Origin of the sequence: Clostridium sp. (assembly GCF_029267215.1) — a bacterium.
Classification (GTDB): domain Bacteria; phylum Bacillota; class Clostridia; order Clostridiales; family Clostridiaceae; genus Sarcina.
Genome location: NZ_JARIDH010000007.1, coordinates 1 through 19,832 on the forward strand (window position 1 = coordinate 1; position 19,832 = coordinate 19,832).

18 protein-coding genes are annotated in these 19,832 nt (G+C 28.9%); all 18 read left to right on the forward strand.

What is annotated here, in order from left to right; all coding sequences use genetic code 11:
- Positions 1 to 46: 46 nt before the first annotated feature.
- The gene (gene sigG, locus Q1K13_RS00715) at positions 47 to 820 is read left to right on the forward strand and encodes an RNA polymerase sporulation sigma factor SigG (protein ID WP_300346758.1); all 774 of its coding nucleotides are present in this window, start codon (positions 47 to 49) and stop codon (positions 818 to 820) included.
- A 407-nt stretch (positions 821 to 1,227) separates the two neighbouring features.
- A complete protein-coding gene (locus Q1K13_RS00720; protein ID WP_300346761.1) occupies positions 1,228 to 1,500 on the forward strand; it encodes a YlmC/YmxH family sporulation protein in 273 nt (90 codons plus the stop codon).
- 61 nt (positions 1,501 to 1,561) lie between these two features.
- On the forward strand, positions 1,562 to 2,011 hold the full coding sequence (gene nrdR, locus Q1K13_RS00725; RefSeq protein ID WP_300346801.1) for a transcriptional regulator NrdR: 450 nt from the start codon (positions 1,562 to 1,564) through the stop codon (positions 2,009 to 2,011).
- Positions 2,012 to 2,345: 334 nt separating this feature from the next.
- Positions 2,346 to 3,050 (forward strand): peptidoglycan editing factor PgeF, encoded by a 705-nt coding sequence (gene pgeF, locus Q1K13_RS00730; RefSeq protein WP_300346764.1) that lies wholly within the window; start codon positions 2,346 to 2,348, stop codon positions 3,048 to 3,050.
- A gap of 130 nt (positions 3,051 to 3,180) precedes the next feature.
- Positions 3,181 to 4,896, forward strand: a complete 1,716-nt coding sequence (gene pnpS / locus Q1K13_RS00735; RefSeq protein ID WP_300346767.1) for a two-component system histidine kinase PnpS — start codon at positions 3,181 to 3,183, stop codon at positions 4,894 to 4,896.
- 286 nt (positions 4,897 to 5,182) lie between these two features.
- Positions 5,183 to 6,520, forward strand: coding sequence for a DUF512 domain-containing protein (locus Q1K13_RS00740; protein ID WP_300346770.1), 1,338 nt, complete (start codon positions 5,183 to 5,185; stop codon positions 6,518 to 6,520).
- Positions 6,521 to 6,522: 2 nt separating this feature from the next.
- On the forward strand, positions 6,523 to 7,839 hold the full coding sequence (gene der, locus Q1K13_RS00745; RefSeq protein WP_300346773.1) for a ribosome biogenesis GTPase Der: 1,317 nt from the start codon (positions 6,523 to 6,525) through the stop codon (positions 7,837 to 7,839).
- A gap of 4 nt (positions 7,840 to 7,843) precedes the next feature.
- Positions 7,844 to 8,839 (forward strand): NAD(P)H-dependent glycerol-3-phosphate dehydrogenase, encoded by a 996-nt coding sequence (locus Q1K13_RS00750; protein WP_300346776.1) that lies wholly within the window; start codon positions 7,844 to 7,846, stop codon positions 8,837 to 8,839.
- Positions 8,840 to 8,981: 142 nt separating this feature from the next.
- On the forward strand, positions 8,982 to 10,460 hold the full coding sequence (gene spoIVA, locus Q1K13_RS00755; RefSeq protein WP_300346778.1) for a stage IV sporulation protein A: 1,479 nt from the start codon (positions 8,982 to 8,984) through the stop codon (positions 10,458 to 10,460).
- A gap of 239 nt (positions 10,461 to 10,699) precedes the next feature.
- Positions 10,700 to 11,347, forward strand: coding sequence for an N-acetylmuramoyl-L-alanine amidase (locus tag Q1K13_RS00760; RefSeq protein ID WP_300346781.1), 648 nt, complete (start codon positions 10,700 to 10,702; stop codon positions 11,345 to 11,347).
- Between the two features lie 161 nt (positions 11,348 to 11,508).
- Positions 11,509 to 12,492 carry an asparaginase gene (locus tag Q1K13_RS00765; RefSeq protein ID WP_300346784.1) on the forward strand — a complete coding sequence of 328 codons (984 nt, stop codon included), beginning with the start codon at positions 11,509 to 11,511 and terminating at the stop codon, positions 12,490 to 12,492.
- Between the two features lie 250 nt (positions 12,493 to 12,742).
- Entirely contained in the window at positions 12,743 to 14,143 is a 1,401-nt protein-coding gene (locus Q1K13_RS00770) for an NCS2 family permease (RefSeq protein ID WP_300346787.1), read from the forward strand.
- A gap of 286 nt (positions 14,144 to 14,429) precedes the next feature.
- On the forward strand, positions 14,430 to 15,314 hold the full coding sequence (locus Q1K13_RS00775; RefSeq protein WP_300346790.1) for a YicC/YloC family endoribonuclease: 885 nt from the start codon (positions 14,430 to 14,432) through the stop codon (positions 15,312 to 15,314).
- A gap of 13 nt (positions 15,315 to 15,327) precedes the next feature.
- Positions 15,328 to 15,597 carry an extracellular matrix/biofilm regulator RemA gene (gene remA / locus Q1K13_RS00780; RefSeq protein ID WP_003458433.1) on the forward strand — a complete coding sequence of 90 codons (270 nt, stop codon included), beginning with the start codon at positions 15,328 to 15,330 and terminating at the stop codon, positions 15,595 to 15,597.
- Positions 15,587 to 16,237, forward strand: coding sequence for a guanylate kinase (gene gmk / locus Q1K13_RS00785; RefSeq protein ID WP_300346804.1), 651 nt, complete (start codon positions 15,587 to 15,589; stop codon positions 16,235 to 16,237). The genes remA and gmk overlap by 11 nt, the downstream gene beginning before the upstream one ends.
- Complete coding sequence (rpoZ, locus tag Q1K13_RS00790) at positions 16,218 to 16,430, forward strand: DNA-directed RNA polymerase subunit omega (RefSeq protein WP_300346793.1); 213 nt, start codon at positions 16,218 to 16,220, stop codon at positions 16,428 to 16,430. Before gmk ends, rpoZ begins: the two co-directional genes overlap by 20 nt.
- A gap of 5 nt (positions 16,431 to 16,435) precedes the next feature.
- Positions 16,436 to 17,623, forward strand: coding sequence for a bifunctional phosphopantothenoylcysteine decarboxylase/phosphopantothenate--cysteine ligase CoaBC (coaBC, locus tag Q1K13_RS00795; RefSeq protein WP_300346796.1), 1,188 nt, complete (start codon positions 16,436 to 16,438; stop codon positions 17,621 to 17,623).
- A 38-nt stretch (positions 17,624 to 17,661) separates the two neighbouring features.
- A partial coding sequence (gene priA / locus Q1K13_RS00800; protein WP_300346798.1) for a primosomal protein N' occupies positions 17,662 to 19,832 on the forward strand: 2,171 nt, incomplete at its 3' end.

The following is a 19,832-nucleotide window of genomic DNA, read 5'->3' on the forward strand; positions in this document are numbered from 1 at the left end:
AATTAAAATGCGGAAGGGAATTACTTCGAAGGGGTTGATTTCAATTATGATGATAAATAAAGTAGAGATATGTGGAGTCAATACAGCTAAATTACCAGTTTTAAAAGAAAAAGAAATGAAAGAATTACTTTTACAAATGCAAAGTGGAGACAATAGTGCAAGAGAGAAATTTATTAAGGGGAATCTGCGTCTTGTACTTAGTGTAATCCAAAGGTTTAACAATAGAGGTGAAAATGTAGATGATTTATTTCAGGTTGGCTGTATAGGACTTATGAAATCTATTGATAACTTCGATTTATCACAAAACGTTAAATTTTCAACTTATGCTGTGCCTATGATTATAGGAGAAATAAGAAGATATTTAAGGGATAATAACACAATAAGAGTTAGTAGATCTTTAAGAGATATAGCATATAGGGCTTTGCTTGTAAGAGATAAGCTTATAAATGAAAATAATAAGGAACCTACAATATCTCAAATTGCCAAGGAATTAAAAATACCTAGAGAGGATGTTGTTTTTGCATTGGATGCAATTCAAGATCCAGTATCTTTATTTGAACCTATTTATCATGATGGTGGTGATGCTATATATGTCATGGATCAAATTAGTGATTCCAAAAATCAAGATGAAAGTTGGCTTGAAAATATAGCTATAAAAGAAGCTATGAAGAAGTTAAATGATAGAGAAAAGCTTATTTTAAATTTAAGATTTTTCAATGGAAGGACTCAAATGGAAGTAGCTGATGAAATAGGAATATCTCAAGCACAGGTTTCAAGACTTGAAAAAATAGCATTAAAACACATGAGAAAATATGTATAGAGCTCTTTTGAGCTCTATTTTTTTGTATTAATGAATACCACAGGTTATAAAAATCTTATAGCTATGCGGATAAAAATAACTTTAAAGAAGTAGTGTATTTAGGTTTATTATCAATGTTTAAGATTTTGAAAAACTAATAAAAAAATATATTTGAATATTTATTAAGATCATATTTAGAAGAATTTTTATAGCCATTTTAATGGCTCTAGGGGAATTTTGCATAAGTTATAATTTTCAGAGTGCGAGTAGCACAGCCAGTAACATGCCCTTATAGGGCTAGAGCAAACCAACCGTTTTACGGGTTGTTATGATTGGAATAATTTTGTGAAAATTCTTATTATGTTAATAAATGGCAATTTAGTACATATAAATTAAGTATAAGATGTTGTTTTAAGGAGGAAAATAAAATGGAAGAAAGTTTATTTTCATTAAATAATTTAAGAGCTATGGAAGTAATTGATATAAGTGAAGGAAAGAGGCTTGGATTAATATCAGATGTTAAAATCGATTGTGATGATAATAGGATATTATCTATAATAATACCTGGAGAGAAAACTTCATTTTTTAGCAAGTCAGAAGATATAGAAATTGATTGGTCTGATGTATACAAGGTAGGAGCAGATGTAATTTTAATTGATTCGAGAGGAAAAAATATACTGGATGTTCAAAAATATATATAGAAATTGACTTGAAAAGAATGTATAATGGTATTACAACTTAGAGAAAGGCGTGGAATGTTATATGAGATGTCCTTACTGTTCTTATGAGGAGAGTAAAGTTGTGGATTCAAGATCTGCAGAAGATTACAATGCAATTAGAAGAAGAAGAGAATGTTTGAATTGTTCTAAGAGATACACAACTTATGAAAAAGTAGAAGATATACCAATACTTGTTATAAAAAAGGATTTAAGTAGAGAAAGTTTTAATAAAGAAAAAATAATAAGTGGACTTATAAAAGCTTGTCAAAAAAGACCAGTATCAAGAGCTCAAATTGAAGAGATTGCTGCTGATATAGAGCGAAACATAAGTAATAAAATGATGGTTGAAATAAAGTCTGATTACATAGGTGAAATGGTAATGGAAAGACTTAAGTCTATTGATGAGGTTTCATATGTAAGATTTGCATCAGTTTATAGACAATTTAAGGATATTAATACTTTTATGGAAGAGATAAAAAGTTTAATGAAGTAAGTATAAGCTATCTTAAAGGAATTCCTTTAAGATAGCTTTTTTATTTACCTTAAAGACTTTATGTTAAATAATATCAATATTTAATAAATTGAAAAAGAATATTTATTGTAGGATTATATTCTTATATAAAAATGTGTTTTTTATGAGAGATATACTTTAAAATTTATTAAGGAGTATAAACACTTTACGGTATATTGGTTAAAGTTTAACCTATATTTAATTTAATAGACTTTATAAATATGGTAATATTAAAAAATAGAGTTAAATAGCTATTAATTAAGTTTAAAATTGTTGTTTAATAATATAAATTATACATTGTTTTGAGGTGAATTATATGAATAGAGAAGTTGTGCAAGGAAAAGAATTTATTTCATTTAAGGATGGAAATATAAATATTAAATTTTCAACAGCTTTAAATGATGTTAATTATAAAAAAGAAGAAGAAGAAGGAAAAAGTAATTTAGAGGATTTAAAGAAAATATTTGATTTAGATAAGGTTATTTATGTGAATCAAATTCATAGTGCTGATTTTATAGATGCAACAGGAGAGAATTTTAAAGGAAATAAGGACTGTGATGCCTTAATAATTAAGGATAAAAATACTTTGATTGGAGTTTTTACAGCTGATTGTGTTCCAGTAATAGCTTATGATAAAGAAAAGGAAATTATAGCAGCTATTCATAGTGGATGGAAGGGAACTTTTAATAAAATAGTTAGAAATACATGTAAATATATGAAAGAAAATTATGGCTGTGAAGATATAAAAGTTATTATAGGCCCTCATGTAAAAGAATGTTGTTATGAGGTAAGTGAAGAGTTAGTAGATAAATTTAGAAGTGAATTTGGAAAAGAGGTTTGTACAGGTAGAATGTTGAATCTTGAAAAATGTGTAAGGGTTCAATTAAAAGGGATAGTTAAAGAAAGTAATATAGAATCACTTAATATATGCACATATTGTGAAAATGAAATAAAACTTCATAGTTATAGAAAAAAACAGGAGAAATCAGGAAGATTATTTTCTTCAGTTTTTATTAAGTAATATAATGGTTAGTGTTTTATAAAGGTGAAGGTATATTACTTCAAGTTAATATTAAATGAGTTTTTAGAGAGAATTTCACACAAATTTTAAATATAGCTAATCATTAAAATTGAATAAGAAAGGAAAGCTAATGAAAAAAAGAATTATTATATTTACCACATTAATAATAACATTTTTCTTATCAGTAATGACTGCCTTTTATTTAGTTATATCAAATCATAAATATTTAGAAGAATCTAAAAAAGTTTTGTATGAATATAACAAAGTTATAGCAGTTTTATTAGAGAATGATAAAGGAAATGTAGAGAAAGAACTTAAGAAAATAGAATCAAGTAGTGATATGAAAAACATTCGTATAACTTATATAAGTAAAGATGGTATAGTTTTATTTGATACTCATAAGGATTTAAAAGGGAAAGATGAAAGTTATCTTGGAAGAAAAGAGATAGGAGATGCTTTAGCTAATGGACATGGAAGTAGTGTAAGATATAGCAATGATTTGCATCAAAATATGATTTATAGTGCATTAAAGTTAAGTGATGGTTCAATTATAAGAACATCCATAGCAGTAGATAATGCAAGGATTTTAGATAGTGGAAACGCAAAATATTTAATCGTAGGAATATTAATAGCTATAATAATTTCATTGCTTTTAACAATAAAAATAAGCAACATAATACTTAATCCATTAAAAGAACTTGAAAAGCTTACCTCAACTATCGCTAATGGAGACTTTCATAAAAGAGTGACATTAAATTCTACTGACGATGAGATAGAAAGTTTAGGCAAGAGTTTTAATCATATGGCTGAACAGTTAGAAATCACAATAGAACAGTTTAGAGATAAACAAAATGGATTAGAGGCTATATTAAAAAGTATGGATAGTGGGGTAATAGCCTTTGATAGAGATATGAATATATTAATGGTTAACCCATATGCAAAAAAAATATTTGGCATAAGTGGAGAGATTGTTGGCAATAAACTTTTAGATTATATAACTGATAAAAAGATGTTGAAGGCATTTTCAAATGGAACAGAAAAAATTGAAATGGAAGTTAATTACAACAATGATCCTAAAATATTAAAAATAAGAACGGCTAGCATAATAAATGAACCAGAAATTATAGGAACCGTTGTTGTTATACAAGATATAACAGATATTAAAAAGCTTGAAAATATGAGAAGTCAGTTTGTTGCAAATATATCTCATGAACTTAAAACTCCACTTACATCAATAAAAGGTTTTGCAGAAACTTTAAGATATGTAGATGATGAAAAAACAAGAAATAAGTTTTTAAGTATTATAGATGAAGAGTCAGATAGACTTGCAAGACTTCTTGAAGATATACTTTCACTTTATGAAATAGAACAAAAAAGAACTACAGTATTAAAAGAATTTAATGTGGATAGAGAAATAGAAAAAGTAAATATGCTTCTAGAAAAAGAAGCTAAGAAAAAAGGGGTTGAAATATTTTTAGATATTAATAGTAACTGCATGTTAATGGGGGACAAAGATAAATTTAAACAAATGATATTAAATCTTATGAGTAACTCTATAAAATACACTGAAGAGGGAGGAAGAGTTAGAGTAAAAAGTTATACTGAAGGAATGAATCTTGTAATGGAAATACAGGATAATGGTATAGGTATAAGTGAAGAGGATCTTCCAAGAATATTTGAAAGATTTTATAGGGTTGATAAGGCTAGAAGTAGAGAAAGTGGAGGAACTGGTTTAGGACTAGCTATAGTTAAACATATAGTTAAGCTTTTTGATGGAGATATAAGTGTAACTAGTGAATTAGAAATTGGAACTAAATTTGTAATAACTATACCAATAAATCTTTAGAAAATTAGTAGATAGTTTTTTATTAATATAGTAGAATATATTTATAAATAAGATTTAGAGAGAAAAGTAATCTTCTGAGTAATATTAGAGGATTACTTTTTAGCTTTAAAGTATCTTTACTGTTTAAATAACTAATAAATAGTTGATAATTAAAAATACATATTTTAAATAATTAGTTAAAGCTTATAACAAAGCATAATGTAGTCAACATAGTTTTAATTAAGTTGACTACATTATTTAATTAAGGTAATATAACATAGATAGTACTAAAATAGGAGTGAAGCATATGAAAAGTAGAATTGCTGAAGTCTTACCAGGTGGAATTGGTGAGGAATTAGGCTTTGAAAAGGGAGATATACTATTAAGCATAAATGGTACTAAAGTTGAAGATATACTTGATTATAGATTTTTATTAGCAGACGAATATATTGAGGTAGAAATATTAAAACCAAATAAGGAAATTTGGGAGTTTGAAATAGAAAAGGATTATGGGGAAGATTTAGGAGTTGAATTTGAAGAGGCTATCCTAGATAAAGCGAAAAGTTGTACCAATAAATGCATATTTTGCTTCATAGACCAATTACCAAAAGGAATGAGGAAGACTCTATATTTTAAAGATGATGATTCAAGACTTTCATTTTTACAAGGTAACTTTGTTACTTTAACTAATATGAAAGAGGAAGACATTGATAGAATTATAAAGTATAGAATAAGTCCAATAAATGTATCTGTCCATACAACAAATCCTGAGTTGAGAAAAAAAATTCTGAATAATAGATTTGCAGGGAATGTATATGATAGATTAAAAAAGTTAGCGGCTGCTGGTATAACAGTAAATGCTCAGATTGTTGTTATGCCAGGAATAAACAATGGGGAAGAGTTAGAAAAAACTATTAAAGATCTTTATAAATTACGTCCTTCAGTAGAGAATGTAGCTGCAGTTCCAATTGGAATAACTAAATTTAGAGAGGGATTAGCTAAACTTGAAACATATACTAAAGAAACAGCTAAAGAAGAAATTGATAGAATAAGAGTTCTTCAAGAACAATACATAAAAGAAACTGGAAGTCCTTTCATAAGATTATCAGATGAATTTTATGTTTTAGCAGGAGAAGAAGTTCCAAGTGAAGAGTTTTATTCAGGATATGAACAATTAGAAGATGGAGTTGGAATGATAAGACTTCTAAGAGAAACTATGGAATATGATATAAAAGAAAAGCTAACTAAAAGTGGTAAAGGTAAGTTTACTCTTATAACAGGAACATCAGCTTTCAAAGAATTAGATAAAGTATGTAAAGATATAAGAGAAGCTAATAATAACATAGATATTAAGTGTCAAGCTATACTAAATGATTTCTTTGGTCATACGATAACAGTTGCTGGCCTTTTAACTGGTCAAGATGTTATAAATCAACTGAAAGATACTATAGATAGTGATTACTTAATCATGGCAGATAACATGTTCAGAAAAGGATATGAGCCAGGTGATACAAGTGTAAGAATCATGTTAGATGATTTAACAGCAAAGGATATTGAAGAAAGATTAGGAGTTAAGGTTATAGTTTGTAGCTATACAGGGGAAGACCTAATAGACTTAATAAATGAACACTGTGAGGAGGAATAAGAATGAGTAAACCAATAGTTGCTATGGTTGGAAGACCGAACGTAGGTAAATCGACTCTTTTCAATAAATTAGCAGGAAAAAGAATTTCAATAGTACAAGATACACCAGGGGTTACAAGAGACAGAGTGTATGCTGAATCAGAATGGTTAAATAGAAAATTCACAATGATAGATACAGGTGGAATAGAACCAGAAAGTAGTGATATCATTGTTAAACAAATGAGAAGACAAGCGCAAATAGCTATAGAGATGGCAGATGTAATCATATTTGTTGTTGATGGTAAAGAGGGACTTACTGCTGCTGATCAAGAGGTTGCACAAATGCTTAGAAGAAGCAAGAAACCAGTTGTTTTAGTAGTTAATAAAATAGATAGATTAGCTTTAGAAGAAAATAGTTATGAGTTCTACAATTTAGGAATTGGAGAGCCTATAACTATATCAGCATCTCAAGGATTAGGACTTGGAGATATGTTAGATGAGGTTGTTGCGCACTTTAATGATCCTTCAGAAGATGAAGAAGAGGATGACTATATAAGAATAGCTATGATAGGAAAACCTAACGTAGGTAAATCATCACTTATAAATAGATTATTAGGTGAAGAGAGAGTTATAGTTAGTAATATTCCAGGAACAACAAGAGATTCTATAGATAGTTATATAGAAACAGAAGAAGGAAAATTCATACTTGTTGATACGGCTGGATTAAGAAGAAAAAGTAAAGTTAAAGAAGAAATTGAAAGATATAGTGTTATAAGAACTTATGCAGCAATAGAAAAGGCTGATGTTGCTATACTTATGATAGATGCTGTAGAAGGAATTACAGATCAAGATGAAAAAATTATAGGATATGCTCATGAGATGAATAAAGCAATTATGGTTGTAGTTAATAAGTGGGATTTAATTGAGAAAGATGATAAGACTTTAAGTAATTATCAAAAAGACTTACAACAAAATCTTAAATTTATGCCATATGCTAAATACTTATTCATATCAGCATTAACAGGACAAAGAGTTCATAAAATCTTATCAACAGCTAAATACTGCTATGATAACTACTCAAAGAGAGTTTCAACTGGAGTATTAAATGATGTCATAAGTAAAGCGGTATTAATGAAAGAACCACCAGTTGTTGCATTAAAGAGATTAAAAATCTACTATGCTACTCAGGTTGCTACACAACCGCCTAAATTTGTATTCTTTGTAAATGATCCTAATCTTGCACATTTCTCATATGCAAGATATTTAGAAAATCAAATAAGAGATAGCTTCGATTTCTCAGGAACAGGAATTGAAATAGAATATAGAGCTAGAAAGGAGTAATTTTATGAGCAAAGTGACTTTTATAGGAGCAGGTAGTTTTGGAACTTCTTTAGGTATATTATTAGGGAATAAAGGAATTACGGTTTCGATTTGGGATAGAAAAGAAGAAGTTATACATGATATCAATGTAAATAGAAAAAATGATAGATATATAAAAGATTTATTTATCCCTGAAAATGTCACTGCTTATAAAGACTTAGATGAAGCTTTAAGTGGGGCAGAATATGTAGTTCTTGCGGTTCCATCTTATGTAATAAGAGAAATTTGTAAAACTTTGGCGGGAAAAATTGGTGATGATGTAATCCTAATTAGTATTGCAAAAGGAATAGAACAAGGAACTAACTTAAGATTATCTCAGGTTATAAAACAGGAGTTACCTAATAATAGAATAGTGATTTTATCTGGTCCAAGTCATGCAGAGGAAGTTGCGAAAAATATTCCAACCACATTAGTTGCAAGTTCAGAATGTATGGAGTGTGCAGAAAAAGTTCAGGATTTATTCATGGATAAAAACTTCAGAATATACACTAATGATGATATTGTTGGTGTTGAAATTGGAGGAGCAGTTAAAAATATCATAGCATTGGCTGCTGGTGTTTGTGATGGCATTGGATATGGAGATAACTCAAAAGCCGCATTAATGACTAGGGGAATGGCTGAGATAGCCAGAATAGGAATTAAGATGGGTGGAAGAGCAGAAACTTTCTTTGGACTTACAGGTATGGGAGATTTAATAGTTACTTGTACTAGTATTCATTCAAGAAATAGAAGGGCTGGAATACTTATTGGTGAAGGAAAAACTCCAGAAGAAGCTATAGAGGAAGTAGGAATGGTTGTTGAAGGTATAAAAGCCTGCAAGGCCTTTTATGAATTAAAAGAAAGAGAAGGCGTAAGTATGCCTATAACTGATATAGCTTATAAAGTTCTTTTTGAAGGAGTGAAACCTGAAGAAGCGGTTACTTTCCTTATGGAGAGAGATAAGAAAAAAGAAGAAATATAGTAATATATTTTTAGGAAAAAGAGAAGGATTTATTCCTTCTTTTTTTATTTATATTCAAGAAAATATATTTTTTAAAACAGTATACTTTTTTCAGATTTCTAATATATATATATTGTTAATAATATTTATAGGAGGGTGTATCTTGGAAGATTTCAATATATACAAAGATATAGCAGAGAGAACTCAAGGAGACATTTATGTTGGAGTTGTAGGGCCAGTTAGAACAGGTAAGTCTACTTTTATAAAGAGATTTATGGATCTTATGGTTATACCTAAAATTGATAATGCTTATAAAAAAGAAAGGGCTAAGGATGAATTACCACAAAGTGGTTCAGGCAAAAATATTCATACTACTGAACCTAAATTTGTACCTAATGAGGCAGTTGAAATTCTATTGGATGATGGAATAAAATTTAATGTTAGAATGGTTGATTGTGTAGGATATATTGTAAAGGGAGCTTATGGATATTTTGATGGAGAGGAATCTAAAAAAGTTCATACACCTTGGTTTGATTATGAAATTCCATTTGAAGATGCTGCTGAAATAGGAACTAGAAAGGTTATAACAGATCATTCAACAATAGGTTTAGTGATTACTACTGATGGAAGTATAACAGGCATAGATAGAGATGATTACTTAGAGGCTGAAGAAAGAGTAGTTGCAGAATTAAAGTCAATAGATAAACCTTTCATAATTGTACTTAATTCATTAGATCCAAGAGGAGAAGAAACTTTAGATTTAAAACAAGAATTAGAAATAAGATATGGTGTTCCTGTTCAAATTATGGACGTTGCTAATATGAATGAAAATGACATAAATGGTTTATTTACAAAAGTACTTAAAGAATTTCCTATTAAGGAAATAAATATAGACATGCCACAATGGATAGAAAAATTAGAACCATCTCATTGGTTAAAAGCTAATTTTATAAACATAGTTAAAGACATGTGTAAAAACATATCAAAAATTAGAGACGTTAAGGATCTGCTTAGTACTTATGGAGAAGAAGATTTCTTAGGATTAGCTGATATAAATGAGATGAATTTAGGAGAGGGAAAAGTAAGGGTAAAGATGTCTCCTAAAAATGGAATATTATATAAAATAATAAGTGAAATATGTAATGAAGAATTAAATAATGAGAGTGACTTAATTTCACTTATAAAAGATCTTCATAAAGCAAAATCAGAATATGATAAGGTGGCAGAAGCTATAAATGATGTTAAAGAAACAGGGTATGGGTTAGTTGCTCCTCAATTATCAGAAATGAAATTTGAAAAACCTGACATAGATAAGCAAGGATCTAAGTATGTTGTTAAACTTAAAGCTAGTGCACCAAGTCTTCATTTAATTAAAGCTGATATACAAACAGAAATTTGTCCTATAATGGGTACTGAAAAGGAAACTCAGGAAGTATTTAAGACACTTCTTGAGCAATTTGAAAGTGATCCAGAGAAACTATGGCAAAGTAATATGTTTGGTAAATCTTTAGAAACATTAGTTCAAGAAGGTTTAAGAAGTAAGCTTTATAAAATGCCAGATGATATTCAAGGGAAGATTCAAAAAACTCTTCAAAGAATTATAAATGAAGGAGAAGGTAATTTAATCTGTATAATTTTCTAGTAACATAAAATAAAAGTCATAGAGTGTAGAAATACATCTCTATGACTTTTGTTTTTTAGTAATAACATATATTATAGTGATTAATATAATAATTTATTTTATAAACAAAAAAGTTAAGTGTTAATTAAAAAGAGATTTCTAATTAAAATATGAGAAAGCAATAATATAAATAAATAAGTTGTTGATTTTAATAGAGTTTTTACATAAATTATTATAAAGAATATTTATGAGGTGATTTTATGGCTATATGGTTACTAGATCCAGGTCATGGAGGACGTGATTTGGGAGTAGTCTATAATGAAAATATAGAAAAGAATGATAACTTAAAGATTGCTTTGAAAGTCGGAGAAATATTAAGAGATAAAGGAGAAGAGGTTTACTTCACTAGAATTGATGATACCTATTTATCATTGAGTGATAGAATAACTATAGGAAATAAAAAAGACTATGATTACCTAGTATCATTTCATAGGAATAGTTTTTCTCCAGAGAACAATAATGGAGTTGAGATATTTTATTATAATGACAGTTTAGAAGTTAAATCTATTTGCAATTCATTAAAAGATAATTTGAGTGAATTATTTGAATTTAGAGGAATAAATAAGGGAAAGATTTCTTTGTTAAAAAAAGTGAATACAAATGGAATTTTAATTGAGCTAGGATTTATTGATAATACTTTAGATAATGAGATTTTTAATTCTAGAATAGATGAAATTGCAACAATAATAGGAAACTCACTAGTGCCTGAAATTTACAATGAGGATTATAAAAATAATATGTGGAGAGTATGTGTCGGTGAATTTGAAGGATATATGGAAGCTGAAAAACTTATGAAAGAGTTTAGAAATTTAGGATATGAAGCTTGTGTAATACCACTTAAAGAGTAAATTTATAAAAGAAATCTATAGATTAAAATATATTTATAGATTTCTTTTTTATTTAATGAATTGAAAAATCATCAGTGATTGAAGAAAATATTTTAATTAAGTATAATAAACAATAGTACGAATAATGTTAAATCGTAAATAAAATAGATTCGGAGGTACTTATGAAGAAAATAGCTGTAATTTTTAATGGTGGAACAATATCAATGAAGGTTGATGATAGAATAAAGGCTGCAGTTCCAAGCCTTACAGGAGAGGAAATAATGGCTATGGTAACAGGGATAGAAAGCTTTGCGACAATAGAATCACATAGTTTCTCTTCATTACCAAGTCCGCATGTTACTCCAGAGATAATGCTTGAACTATCTAAGTTTATAAATGCTTTAGTAGAAAGAGATGATATAGATGGGGTTGTAGTAACTCATGGAACTGATACATTAGAGGAAACATCGTACTTTATAAATTTAACAACAAAAACAAGTAAACCTATAGTTGTAACTGGTGCAATGAGAAGTGGATCAGAACTTGGATATGATGGACCAGCTAACTTAGCAGCATCAATATGTACTGCTGCCTCAGATGAAGCTAGAAATAGAGGTGTTCTAGTTTGTTTTAATGGAGAATTAAATAGCGCATCAGAGGTTACAAAAGCAAATTCAATGGCATTAAATGCATTTAGAACTCCAAATTTTGGCCCTATAGGAATAGTTGATAATAATAGAGTTATTTTTGATAGAAGGGTTCCAGAAGAGGATTTTATTCCATTAGATAATATTAATAAAAAAGTAGCTATAATAAAATGTGCTGCTGGAATGGATGGCGATTTTATTTATCACTGTATAGAAAAAGGTTATGATGGAATAGTTTTAGAAGCTTTAGGAAGAGGAAATGTTCCTCCAACTATGGTTGATGGAATAAAAGACGCCATAGAAAAAGGTGTAGTAGTAGTACTTACGTCAAGATGTTTTGAGGGTAGAGTAAGTGATAGTTATGGATATCTTGGTGGAGGACGAAATTTAAAAGAACTTGGTGTTATATTTGGGGAAAGTATGCCAAGTCAAAAAGCAAGAATAAAACTATTAGCTCTTCTTAGTTTCAATAAAGATTTTAGATATATAAAACATAGTTTTGAAAAAGAAAGATATTAAACACAGATAATTTATTAATAAGATATTAATAATATTCGATTTATATTGAATAATAGCTTAAGATGATGTACAATAACATTTGTAACAAACGATAACTATATAAAATGTGAAAATGTTCGTGTTTTATGAAGTGAGAATGTTAGTGAACTAAATTAGGCTATGATAAGTAATAAATTTAAGCTATTTTAAGTTCATTAGACTTAGAATAGCTTTTTATTTTATTATCTTAAAAGAATTTTGGGAGGTTATTATGGAAAATAAGGTTCAGATTTTACACGAGGAAAACAATTTACGTATCTTGCCAGAAAATAAAAGCGAGTATAAAAGAGAGATTATAGCAGGAACAACAAGTTTTTTAGCTATGGCTTATATAATAGCTGTAAATCCATCCATATTAAGTGCAACTGGTATGCCAGCAGGTGCAGTGGTAACAGCAACTTGTTTGTCAGCAGCTATAGCATGTATATTTATGGGGATATATGCTAAATTGCCATTTGGACTAGCTCCAGGAATGGGACTTAATGCTTTTTTTGCTTTTTCAGTAGTTATAGGTATGGGGATATCTTGGAAAGTAGCACTTTCAGCAGTATTTGTAGAAGGAATAGTTTTTATTATATTATCTTTATTTAAAATTAGAGAAGCAGTAGTAGATGCCATACCAATAAACTTAAAATACGCAGTAACAGCAGGTATTGGATTATTCATAGCTTTCATAGGGTTTAATGGTGCAGGAATTGTAATAGCTAACCCTAATACAATGGTTTCAATGGGACAAATAATAAGTCCAAAAGTTATAATTGCAATGATAGGTCTTTGTATAATAGTTATATTAGAAAAGAAAAATAGTAAAGGATCAATGCTAGTTGGAATAGTAGTTTCAACACTTTTATCTTGGGGATATGCATTGATTAATACTGAATCAGCGGCTAGTATGGGAATTTACTTGCCAAATGGAGTATTCAAATTTGAATCTGTATCTCCAATTATGGGACAAGTTGATTTTTCATATTTAACTTCTCCACAACATATATTTAACTTTATAACAATAGTATTAACTTTCTTGTTTGTAGATTTTTTTGATACAGTAGGTACATTGATAGGGGTTGCATCAAGAGCCAATATGTTAGATAAAAAAGGAAGAGTTCCCAATGCAGGTAAAGCTTTAATGGTTGATGCTGTAGGAACTACAATAGGGGCTTTGCTTGGAACATCCACAGTGACAGCTTATGTAGAAAGTGCAACCGGTGTTGAAGAAGGTGGAAAAACTGGATTAACAGCTATAACAATAGGTATATTATTCTTAATAGCAATGTTATTTTCTCCAATATTCGTTTCGGTGCCAGCTTGTGCAACTGCCCCAGCCTTAATATATGTTGGATATTTAATGTTAAGTAGTGTGCTAAAAATAGATTTTAGTGATATTACAGAGGCAGTGCCAGCATTCTTAATTATAGCTTTAATGCCTTTAACTTATAGTATAGGTGATGGATTAACAATCGGAGTTTTAGCTTATGTTATATTAAATCTTCTTCATAATATTTTAGTTAAAGAAAAAAAGGATAAGAAAGAATTGTCGGTGGTAATGATTATACTAGCATTAGTATTTGTATTTAAGTTATGTATGCCATTTATAACAGCTATGATTGGTTAATAAATATTTAGAGTTTTATTTGAAAACATATAAAAGTCTGTAAGTTTTAATTTAACTTACAGACTTTTGCTTATATAATAATTATTTTTTTTATTTCAGAATTTATTAGGGTTAAAATTAACATTGTTTTAAAACGTAGATTTTAAATTTATATTTTTACTTTAGTATTTAATTAAAAGGATTCATATAAGAAAAATAAAATGTTAATTTTTTGTTAACTATATATTGTTATTAGGTAATTTTTATATTATAGTATATCTATATTATTTTTAAGGAGGCTCTCTTTATGGCTAAAAGCATGACAGGTTTTGGGAGAGCGACTAGTGAAGAAGGAAAAGATAGAATATTTTCTTTAGAAATGAAAAGTGTAAACCATAGATACTTAGACATGAATATAAGAATGCCAAGAAGTATGGTTTCCTTAGAAGAGAAAATAAGGAATATGGTTTCTTCTAAACTTAGCAGAGGAAAAGTTGATATCTTTATAAATTATAAGGATTATGCTAAAAATCAAGGGGAGGCTGTTTTGAATGAGGAGTTAGCAAAAAGTTATGTTAATTCTTTAGAACAGTTAAAATCTTTATTTCCTAATATGCAAGATGATTTAAGTTTATCACTAGTAGCTAGATACCCAGACATAATAATAATAGAGGAAAAATCAGAGGATTTAGAATCAATATGGGAAGAATTAAGTTCATTGTTAAATCAATCAATAGAAAATATGATTTCTATGAGAAAAGTTGAAGGTGAAAAGTTAGCTAGTGACATTTTATTAAAATGTAATACTATAGAAGAAATAGTATCTTGTATTGAGAAAAAATCAAATGTTGTTGCTATGGCATATAAGCAAAAATTAGAGGATAGACTTGAAAAATTATTAGGAGAAGTTCCTGTTGATGAAAATAGAGCAGCTATGGAAGTTGCTATTTTTGTTGACAAGGCTTCAATTGATGAGGAGATAATAAGACTTGGAAGTCATATTAATCAATTAAGGAAAACTCTAGCTTTAAATGAGCCAATAGGAAGAAAATTAGATTTCATAGTTCAAGAAATGAATAGAGAAGCTAATACTATAGCATCAAAATCTACAGATTTAGAGATAACTAATAAAGTTATTGATATAAAAAATATTATAGAAAAAATCAGAGAACAAGTTCAAAACATAGAATAATAGGAGGTAGCAAATGAGTATAAAGTTAATTAATATTGGTTTTGGAAATATAGTTTCAGCTAATAGATTAGTAGCAATAGTAAGCCCAGAATCAGCACCTATAAAGAGAATCATACAAGAAGCTAGAGATAGAGGTATGCTTATAGATGCAACTTATGGTAGAAGAACAAGAGCCGTAATAATTACTGATTCAGATCATGTGATTCTTTCAGCTGTTCAACCTGAAACAGTGGCTCACAGATTATCAACTAAGGAAGAAGTAGTTGTTGAAGATGATGAGTAAAATACATAAAGATAATAAAGGTGTATTAATAGTTATCTCAGGTCCTTCAGGTGCAGGAAAAGGAACTATTTGTAAAGCTTTATTAGAAAAGAATGATGATATATTCATATCAGTTTCTGCTACAACTAGAAGTCCTAGAGTAGGAGAGGTTGATGGAGTAAACTATCACTTCTTAACTAAAGAAGAATTTAAGAAAAGAATAGCTGAAGATGATTTCTTAGAGCATGCAGAAGTTTATGGAAATTATTATGGAACTCCAAAATCAAGTGTTCAAAAAATGCTAGATGAAGGAAAAAATGTAATATTAGAAATAGATATTCAAGGGGCTTTAGAAGTTAAAGAAAAAGCAGAAGATGGTGTGTTCATCTTCATATTACCTCCTTCAATGGAAGAACTTAAGCAAAGAATTATAAAAAGAGGTAGTGAAACTCCTGAAAGCTTAATGACTAGATTTAAGTCAGCTTATAAGGAAATTAATTATGTATCAAAATATAACTACGCAGTAGTTAATGATAATGTTGAAGATGCAGTTAAAAAGATAGAAGCTATATTATTAGCAGAAAAATGTAGAGTAGACAGATTAAAAGAAAATATATTAGAGTCAAAGGAGGACGAAATGCATGAACAACTCTATGATTAATCCATCAATCGTTGAATTATTAAAAAGGGTAGAAGATAGATACTCATTAGTATTATTAAGCTCAAAGAGAGCTAGACAAATAATAGACGGAGCTGAGACTTTCGTTGATGTTGAGTCAAACAAACCTTTAACAATAGCTATAAATGAAATTAATGAAGGATTTGTAAACTACAAAAACCTTGAGGAGAAGTAAAAGCTATGAAAGATAAGAAATGTGTTGTTGTAGGTGTAAGTGGTGGAATTGCTGTTTATAAGGCTTTAGATGTTATAAGCAGACTAAGAAAAAAAGATGTAGAAGTACATGTAATAATGACTAAATCTGCTACTGAGTTTGTAACACCATTATCTTTTCAATCACTAAGCCAAAACATGGTTATAACAGACATGTTTGCTGAACCAAAAGCTTGGGAAATACAGCATATATCTTTAGCAAAAAAGGCTGATTTGATGCTTATTGTACCAGCGACAGCAAATATTATAGGAAAAGTTGCAAATGGAATAGCTGATGATATGTTGTCAACAACAATAATGGCTACAAAAGCACCAGTAGTTTTCTGTCCTGCAATGAATACTAATATGTATGAAAATCCTATAGTTCAAAGAAATATGAATCTTCTTAAAGATTTAGGTTATGATTTTATAGAACCAGCTAGTGGGAGATTAGCATGTGGTGATGAAGGAAAAGGTAAGCTTCAAGATACCGAAATTATTGCAGAAGAAACAGTGAGAAGGTTATATTCTACTAGAGATTTAGTAGGTAAAAAGATTGTTGTTACTGCAGGTCCTACTGTAGTTCCAATAGACCCAGTAAGAATTTTGACAAATAGATCTTCAGGAAAAATGGGCTATTCAATAGCTGAGGAAGCTAGAGATAGAGGAGCTGAGGTTGTTTTAATTTCAGGACCTACTGCTTTAAAAAAGCCTCATGGAATGAAAGTTATTGATATAAAAACAAATGAAGACATGTTTGAAGCTATAAAAGAAGAATTTCATGATGCTGACATAGTTATAAAATCTGCAGCAGTTGCTGATTATAAAGCTAAAGAGTATAGTGATGAAAAAATCAAAAAAACTGGAGGGGATTTGAACTTAGTATTTGAGAGAGATAGAGATATTTTAAAAACTCTTGGAGAAATTAAGAAAAATCAAATTCTAGTTGGTTTTGCAGCAGAAAGTAGTAACGTATTAGAAAATGCAAAGGGTAAATTAGAGAGAAAATCTTTAGATTACATTGTAGCAAATGATATAAGTGGAACAGAAACTGGTTTTGCTAGTGACGAAAACAAAGTTACTATCTTTAGCAGATTTGGTGATGAAATATTACTAGAAAAAATGACTAAAAGAGAAGTTGCAAAAAACATATTTGATATTATAAAAGGGCGCTAATTGCGCCTTTTTTATTCTATATGAACAGGGTGATTATTTTGGAGAAATTTGCTGAAGTAATTGTAAATAATGAGGCTGTTACAATTGATAAGCCTTTTACATATAAGATTAAAGAAGATTTAATCCAAAAAATAAAGGTAGGACATAGAGTTTTAATTCCTTTTGGGAATGGAAATAAAAAAATTGAAGGCTTTGTTTTAAAAATATTAGATTATGTTGAAAATAAAAATATAAGATATAAGGCCATAAATTCTATTTGTGATGAGGAACCTTTATTAAGTGAAGATTCTTTGAAAGTTATAAAATTTTTAAGAGAAAAGTATTTATGTAAGTACATAGATGCAATAAGAGTTATGATACCACCTAAAATAATGAGTGGTAATAAAGAGAAAACAAAGCAGGTAATAGTTTTTAATCAGTATAAGGTAGGTCTTAGTGAGCCTCAAGAAAAAGCATTATCCTTAATAAAAGAAAAAAGCGGTGTATTTACAAAGGCAGAGTGGAATAAGAATTTTAATATTTCAACATATATGATAAATAAACTTATTGAATTAGAATGTGCATATGTCACTGAGATAAGGGTAGGAAGAGAAGATTTAAGAGAGTTTAAACCTTATCCACCCAAAGTATTAAATGAAGAGCAGATAAATGCTTATGATAAAATTTTAGAGAGTGAAAATAATATTTTCTTATTAAAAGGAGTAACAGGAAGTGGTAAAACTGAGGTTTATATGAATCTAGTTACATACATGCTTCTTTTTGATAAAAGTTCATTGATTTTAGTTCCAGAGATAGCATTAACTCCTCAAATGATCGAAAGATTTAAGGGGAGATTTGGGAAAGATGTAGCAATATTTCATAGTAGGCTTTCTTCTGGAGAGAGATATGATGAGTGGTACAGAGTTAAAAATGATAAGGTGAAAGTTGTTATAGGAGCTAGATCTGCATTATTTTTACCTTTTAACGATTTGGGACTAATAGTAGTTGATGAAGAACATGAAAGTAGTTATAAGTCAGATATGAATCCTAAGTATAATACTATAGAGGTTTGTGAATATATTAGTAAGATTAAAGGGTGTAAGGTAGTTTTAGGCTCTGCAACACCAAGTATAGTAAGTTATTATAAAGCTTTAGATGGGAAATACGAACTTATAGAACTTAAAAATAGAGTTAATAATGGAAATCTTCCAGAAGTATCTATTGTTGATATGAGGGAAGAATTAAAAGTAAATAATAAAACTATGTTTAGTAGAGATTTATATCTTAAAATAAAAGATAGATTAGAGAAAAAAGAACAAATTATTTTGTTTTTAAATAGAAGAGGGTTTTCATCCTTTGTTTCTTGTAGAAGTTGTGGGTTTGTTTTTAAATGTAACAATTGTGACATAGCTATGACTTATCATAATAATGGATACTTAGTTTGTCATTATTGTGGAAACACTGCAAGAACTCCAAATATTTGTCCAAAGTGTGGAAGTACATATGTTAAACATTTTGGTGTAGGAACAGAAAAATTAGAGGCGGCAGTTAAACATTATTTTAAAGAGGCAAGGACATTAAGAATGGATGTTGATACTACTAGAAAGAAAAATTCTCATGAAGAAATATATAATTCATTTAAGAGTGGAAAGGCAGATATATTAATAGGTACTCAGATGATAGCTAAGGGGTTGGATTTTCCAAATGTAACCTTAGTTGGAGTTATGGCTGCAGATATGTCATTAAATTTACCTGATTACAAGTCTAGTGAAAAAACTTTTCAACTTATAACACAGGTTAGTGGAAGAGCAGGGCGTGGAAAAGAAAAGGGGGAAGTTATAATTCAAAGTTATTCTCCAGATCATTATGCGCTAACTTGTGCTAAGAATAGTGATTATGAAAATTTCTTTAAAAAAGAAATAAATATAAGAAAAGTTATGGAATATCCTCCTTTTGACGATTTGTTTTTAATAAATTTAAGTGGAAAGGGAGAGATAAAAGTGAAATTTTTTAGTGAAAAATTAGAAAAATATTTGCGTGAAATATTAAAAGAGTATGATAATATATTTATATATGAGGCATGTCCTTGTTCCATAAGTAAGATAAAGAATATTTACAGGTGGCAAATATTGATTAAGGGAAATCTTGATACTAATGTGTGTCATAAAATAAAAAAAGGGGTTTATGAATTATCTAAAGATGTTTATAATGAGATTAAGATTGGTTTAGA

Excerpts from the sequence above, each read along its gene's own strand:
- sigG (WP_300346758.1), top strand. The coding sequence starts at position 47 with ATGATGATAAATAAAGTAGAGATATGTGGAGTCAATACAGCTAAATTA.
- Q1K13_RS00720 (WP_300346761.1), top strand. The coding sequence starts at position 1,228 with ATGGAAGAAAGTTTATTTTCATTAAATAATTTAAGAGCTATGGAAGTA.
- nrdR (WP_300346801.1), top strand. The coding sequence starts at position 1,562 with ATGAGATGTCCTTACTGTTCTTATGAGGAGAGTAAAGTTGTGGATTCA.
- pgeF (WP_300346764.1), top strand. The coding sequence starts at position 2,346 with ATGAATAGAGAAGTTGTGCAAGGAAAAGAATTTATTTCATTTAAGGAT.
- pnpS (WP_300346767.1), top strand. The coding sequence starts at position 3,181 with ATGAAAAAAAGAATTATTATATTTACCACATTAATAATAACATTTTTC.
- Q1K13_RS00740 (WP_300346770.1), top strand. The coding sequence starts at position 5,183 with ATGAAAAGTAGAATTGCTGAAGTCTTACCAGGTGGAATTGGTGAGGAA.
- der (WP_300346773.1), top strand. The coding sequence starts at position 6,523 with ATGAGTAAACCAATAGTTGCTATGGTTGGAAGACCGAACGTAGGTAAA.
- Q1K13_RS00750 (WP_300346776.1), top strand. The coding sequence starts at position 7,844 with ATGAGCAAAGTGACTTTTATAGGAGCAGGTAGTTTTGGAACTTCTTTA.
- Q1K13_RS00760 (WP_300346781.1), top strand. The coding sequence starts at position 10,700 with ATGGCTATATGGTTACTAGATCCAGGTCATGGAGGACGTGATTTGGGA.
- Q1K13_RS00765 (WP_300346784.1), top strand. The coding sequence starts at position 11,509 with ATGAAGAAAATAGCTGTAATTTTTAATGGTGGAACAATATCAATGAAG.
- Q1K13_RS00770 (WP_300346787.1), top strand. The coding sequence starts at position 12,743 with ATGGAAAATAAGGTTCAGATTTTACACGAGGAAAACAATTTACGTATC.
- Q1K13_RS00775 (WP_300346790.1), top strand. The coding sequence starts at position 14,430 with ATGGCTAAAAGCATGACAGGTTTTGGGAGAGCGACTAGTGAAGAAGGA.
- remA (WP_003458433.1), top strand. The coding sequence starts at position 15,328 with ATGAGTATAAAGTTAATTAATATTGGTTTTGGAAATATAGTTTCAGCT.
- gmk (WP_300346804.1), top strand. The coding sequence starts at position 15,587 with ATGATGAGTAAAATACATAAAGATAATAAAGGTGTATTAATAGTTATC.
- rpoZ (WP_300346793.1), top strand. The coding sequence starts at position 16,218 with ATGAACAACTCTATGATTAATCCATCAATCGTTGAATTATTAAAAAGG.
- coaBC (WP_300346796.1), top strand. The coding sequence starts at position 16,436 with ATGAAAGATAAGAAATGTGTTGTTGTAGGTGTAAGTGGTGGAATTGCT.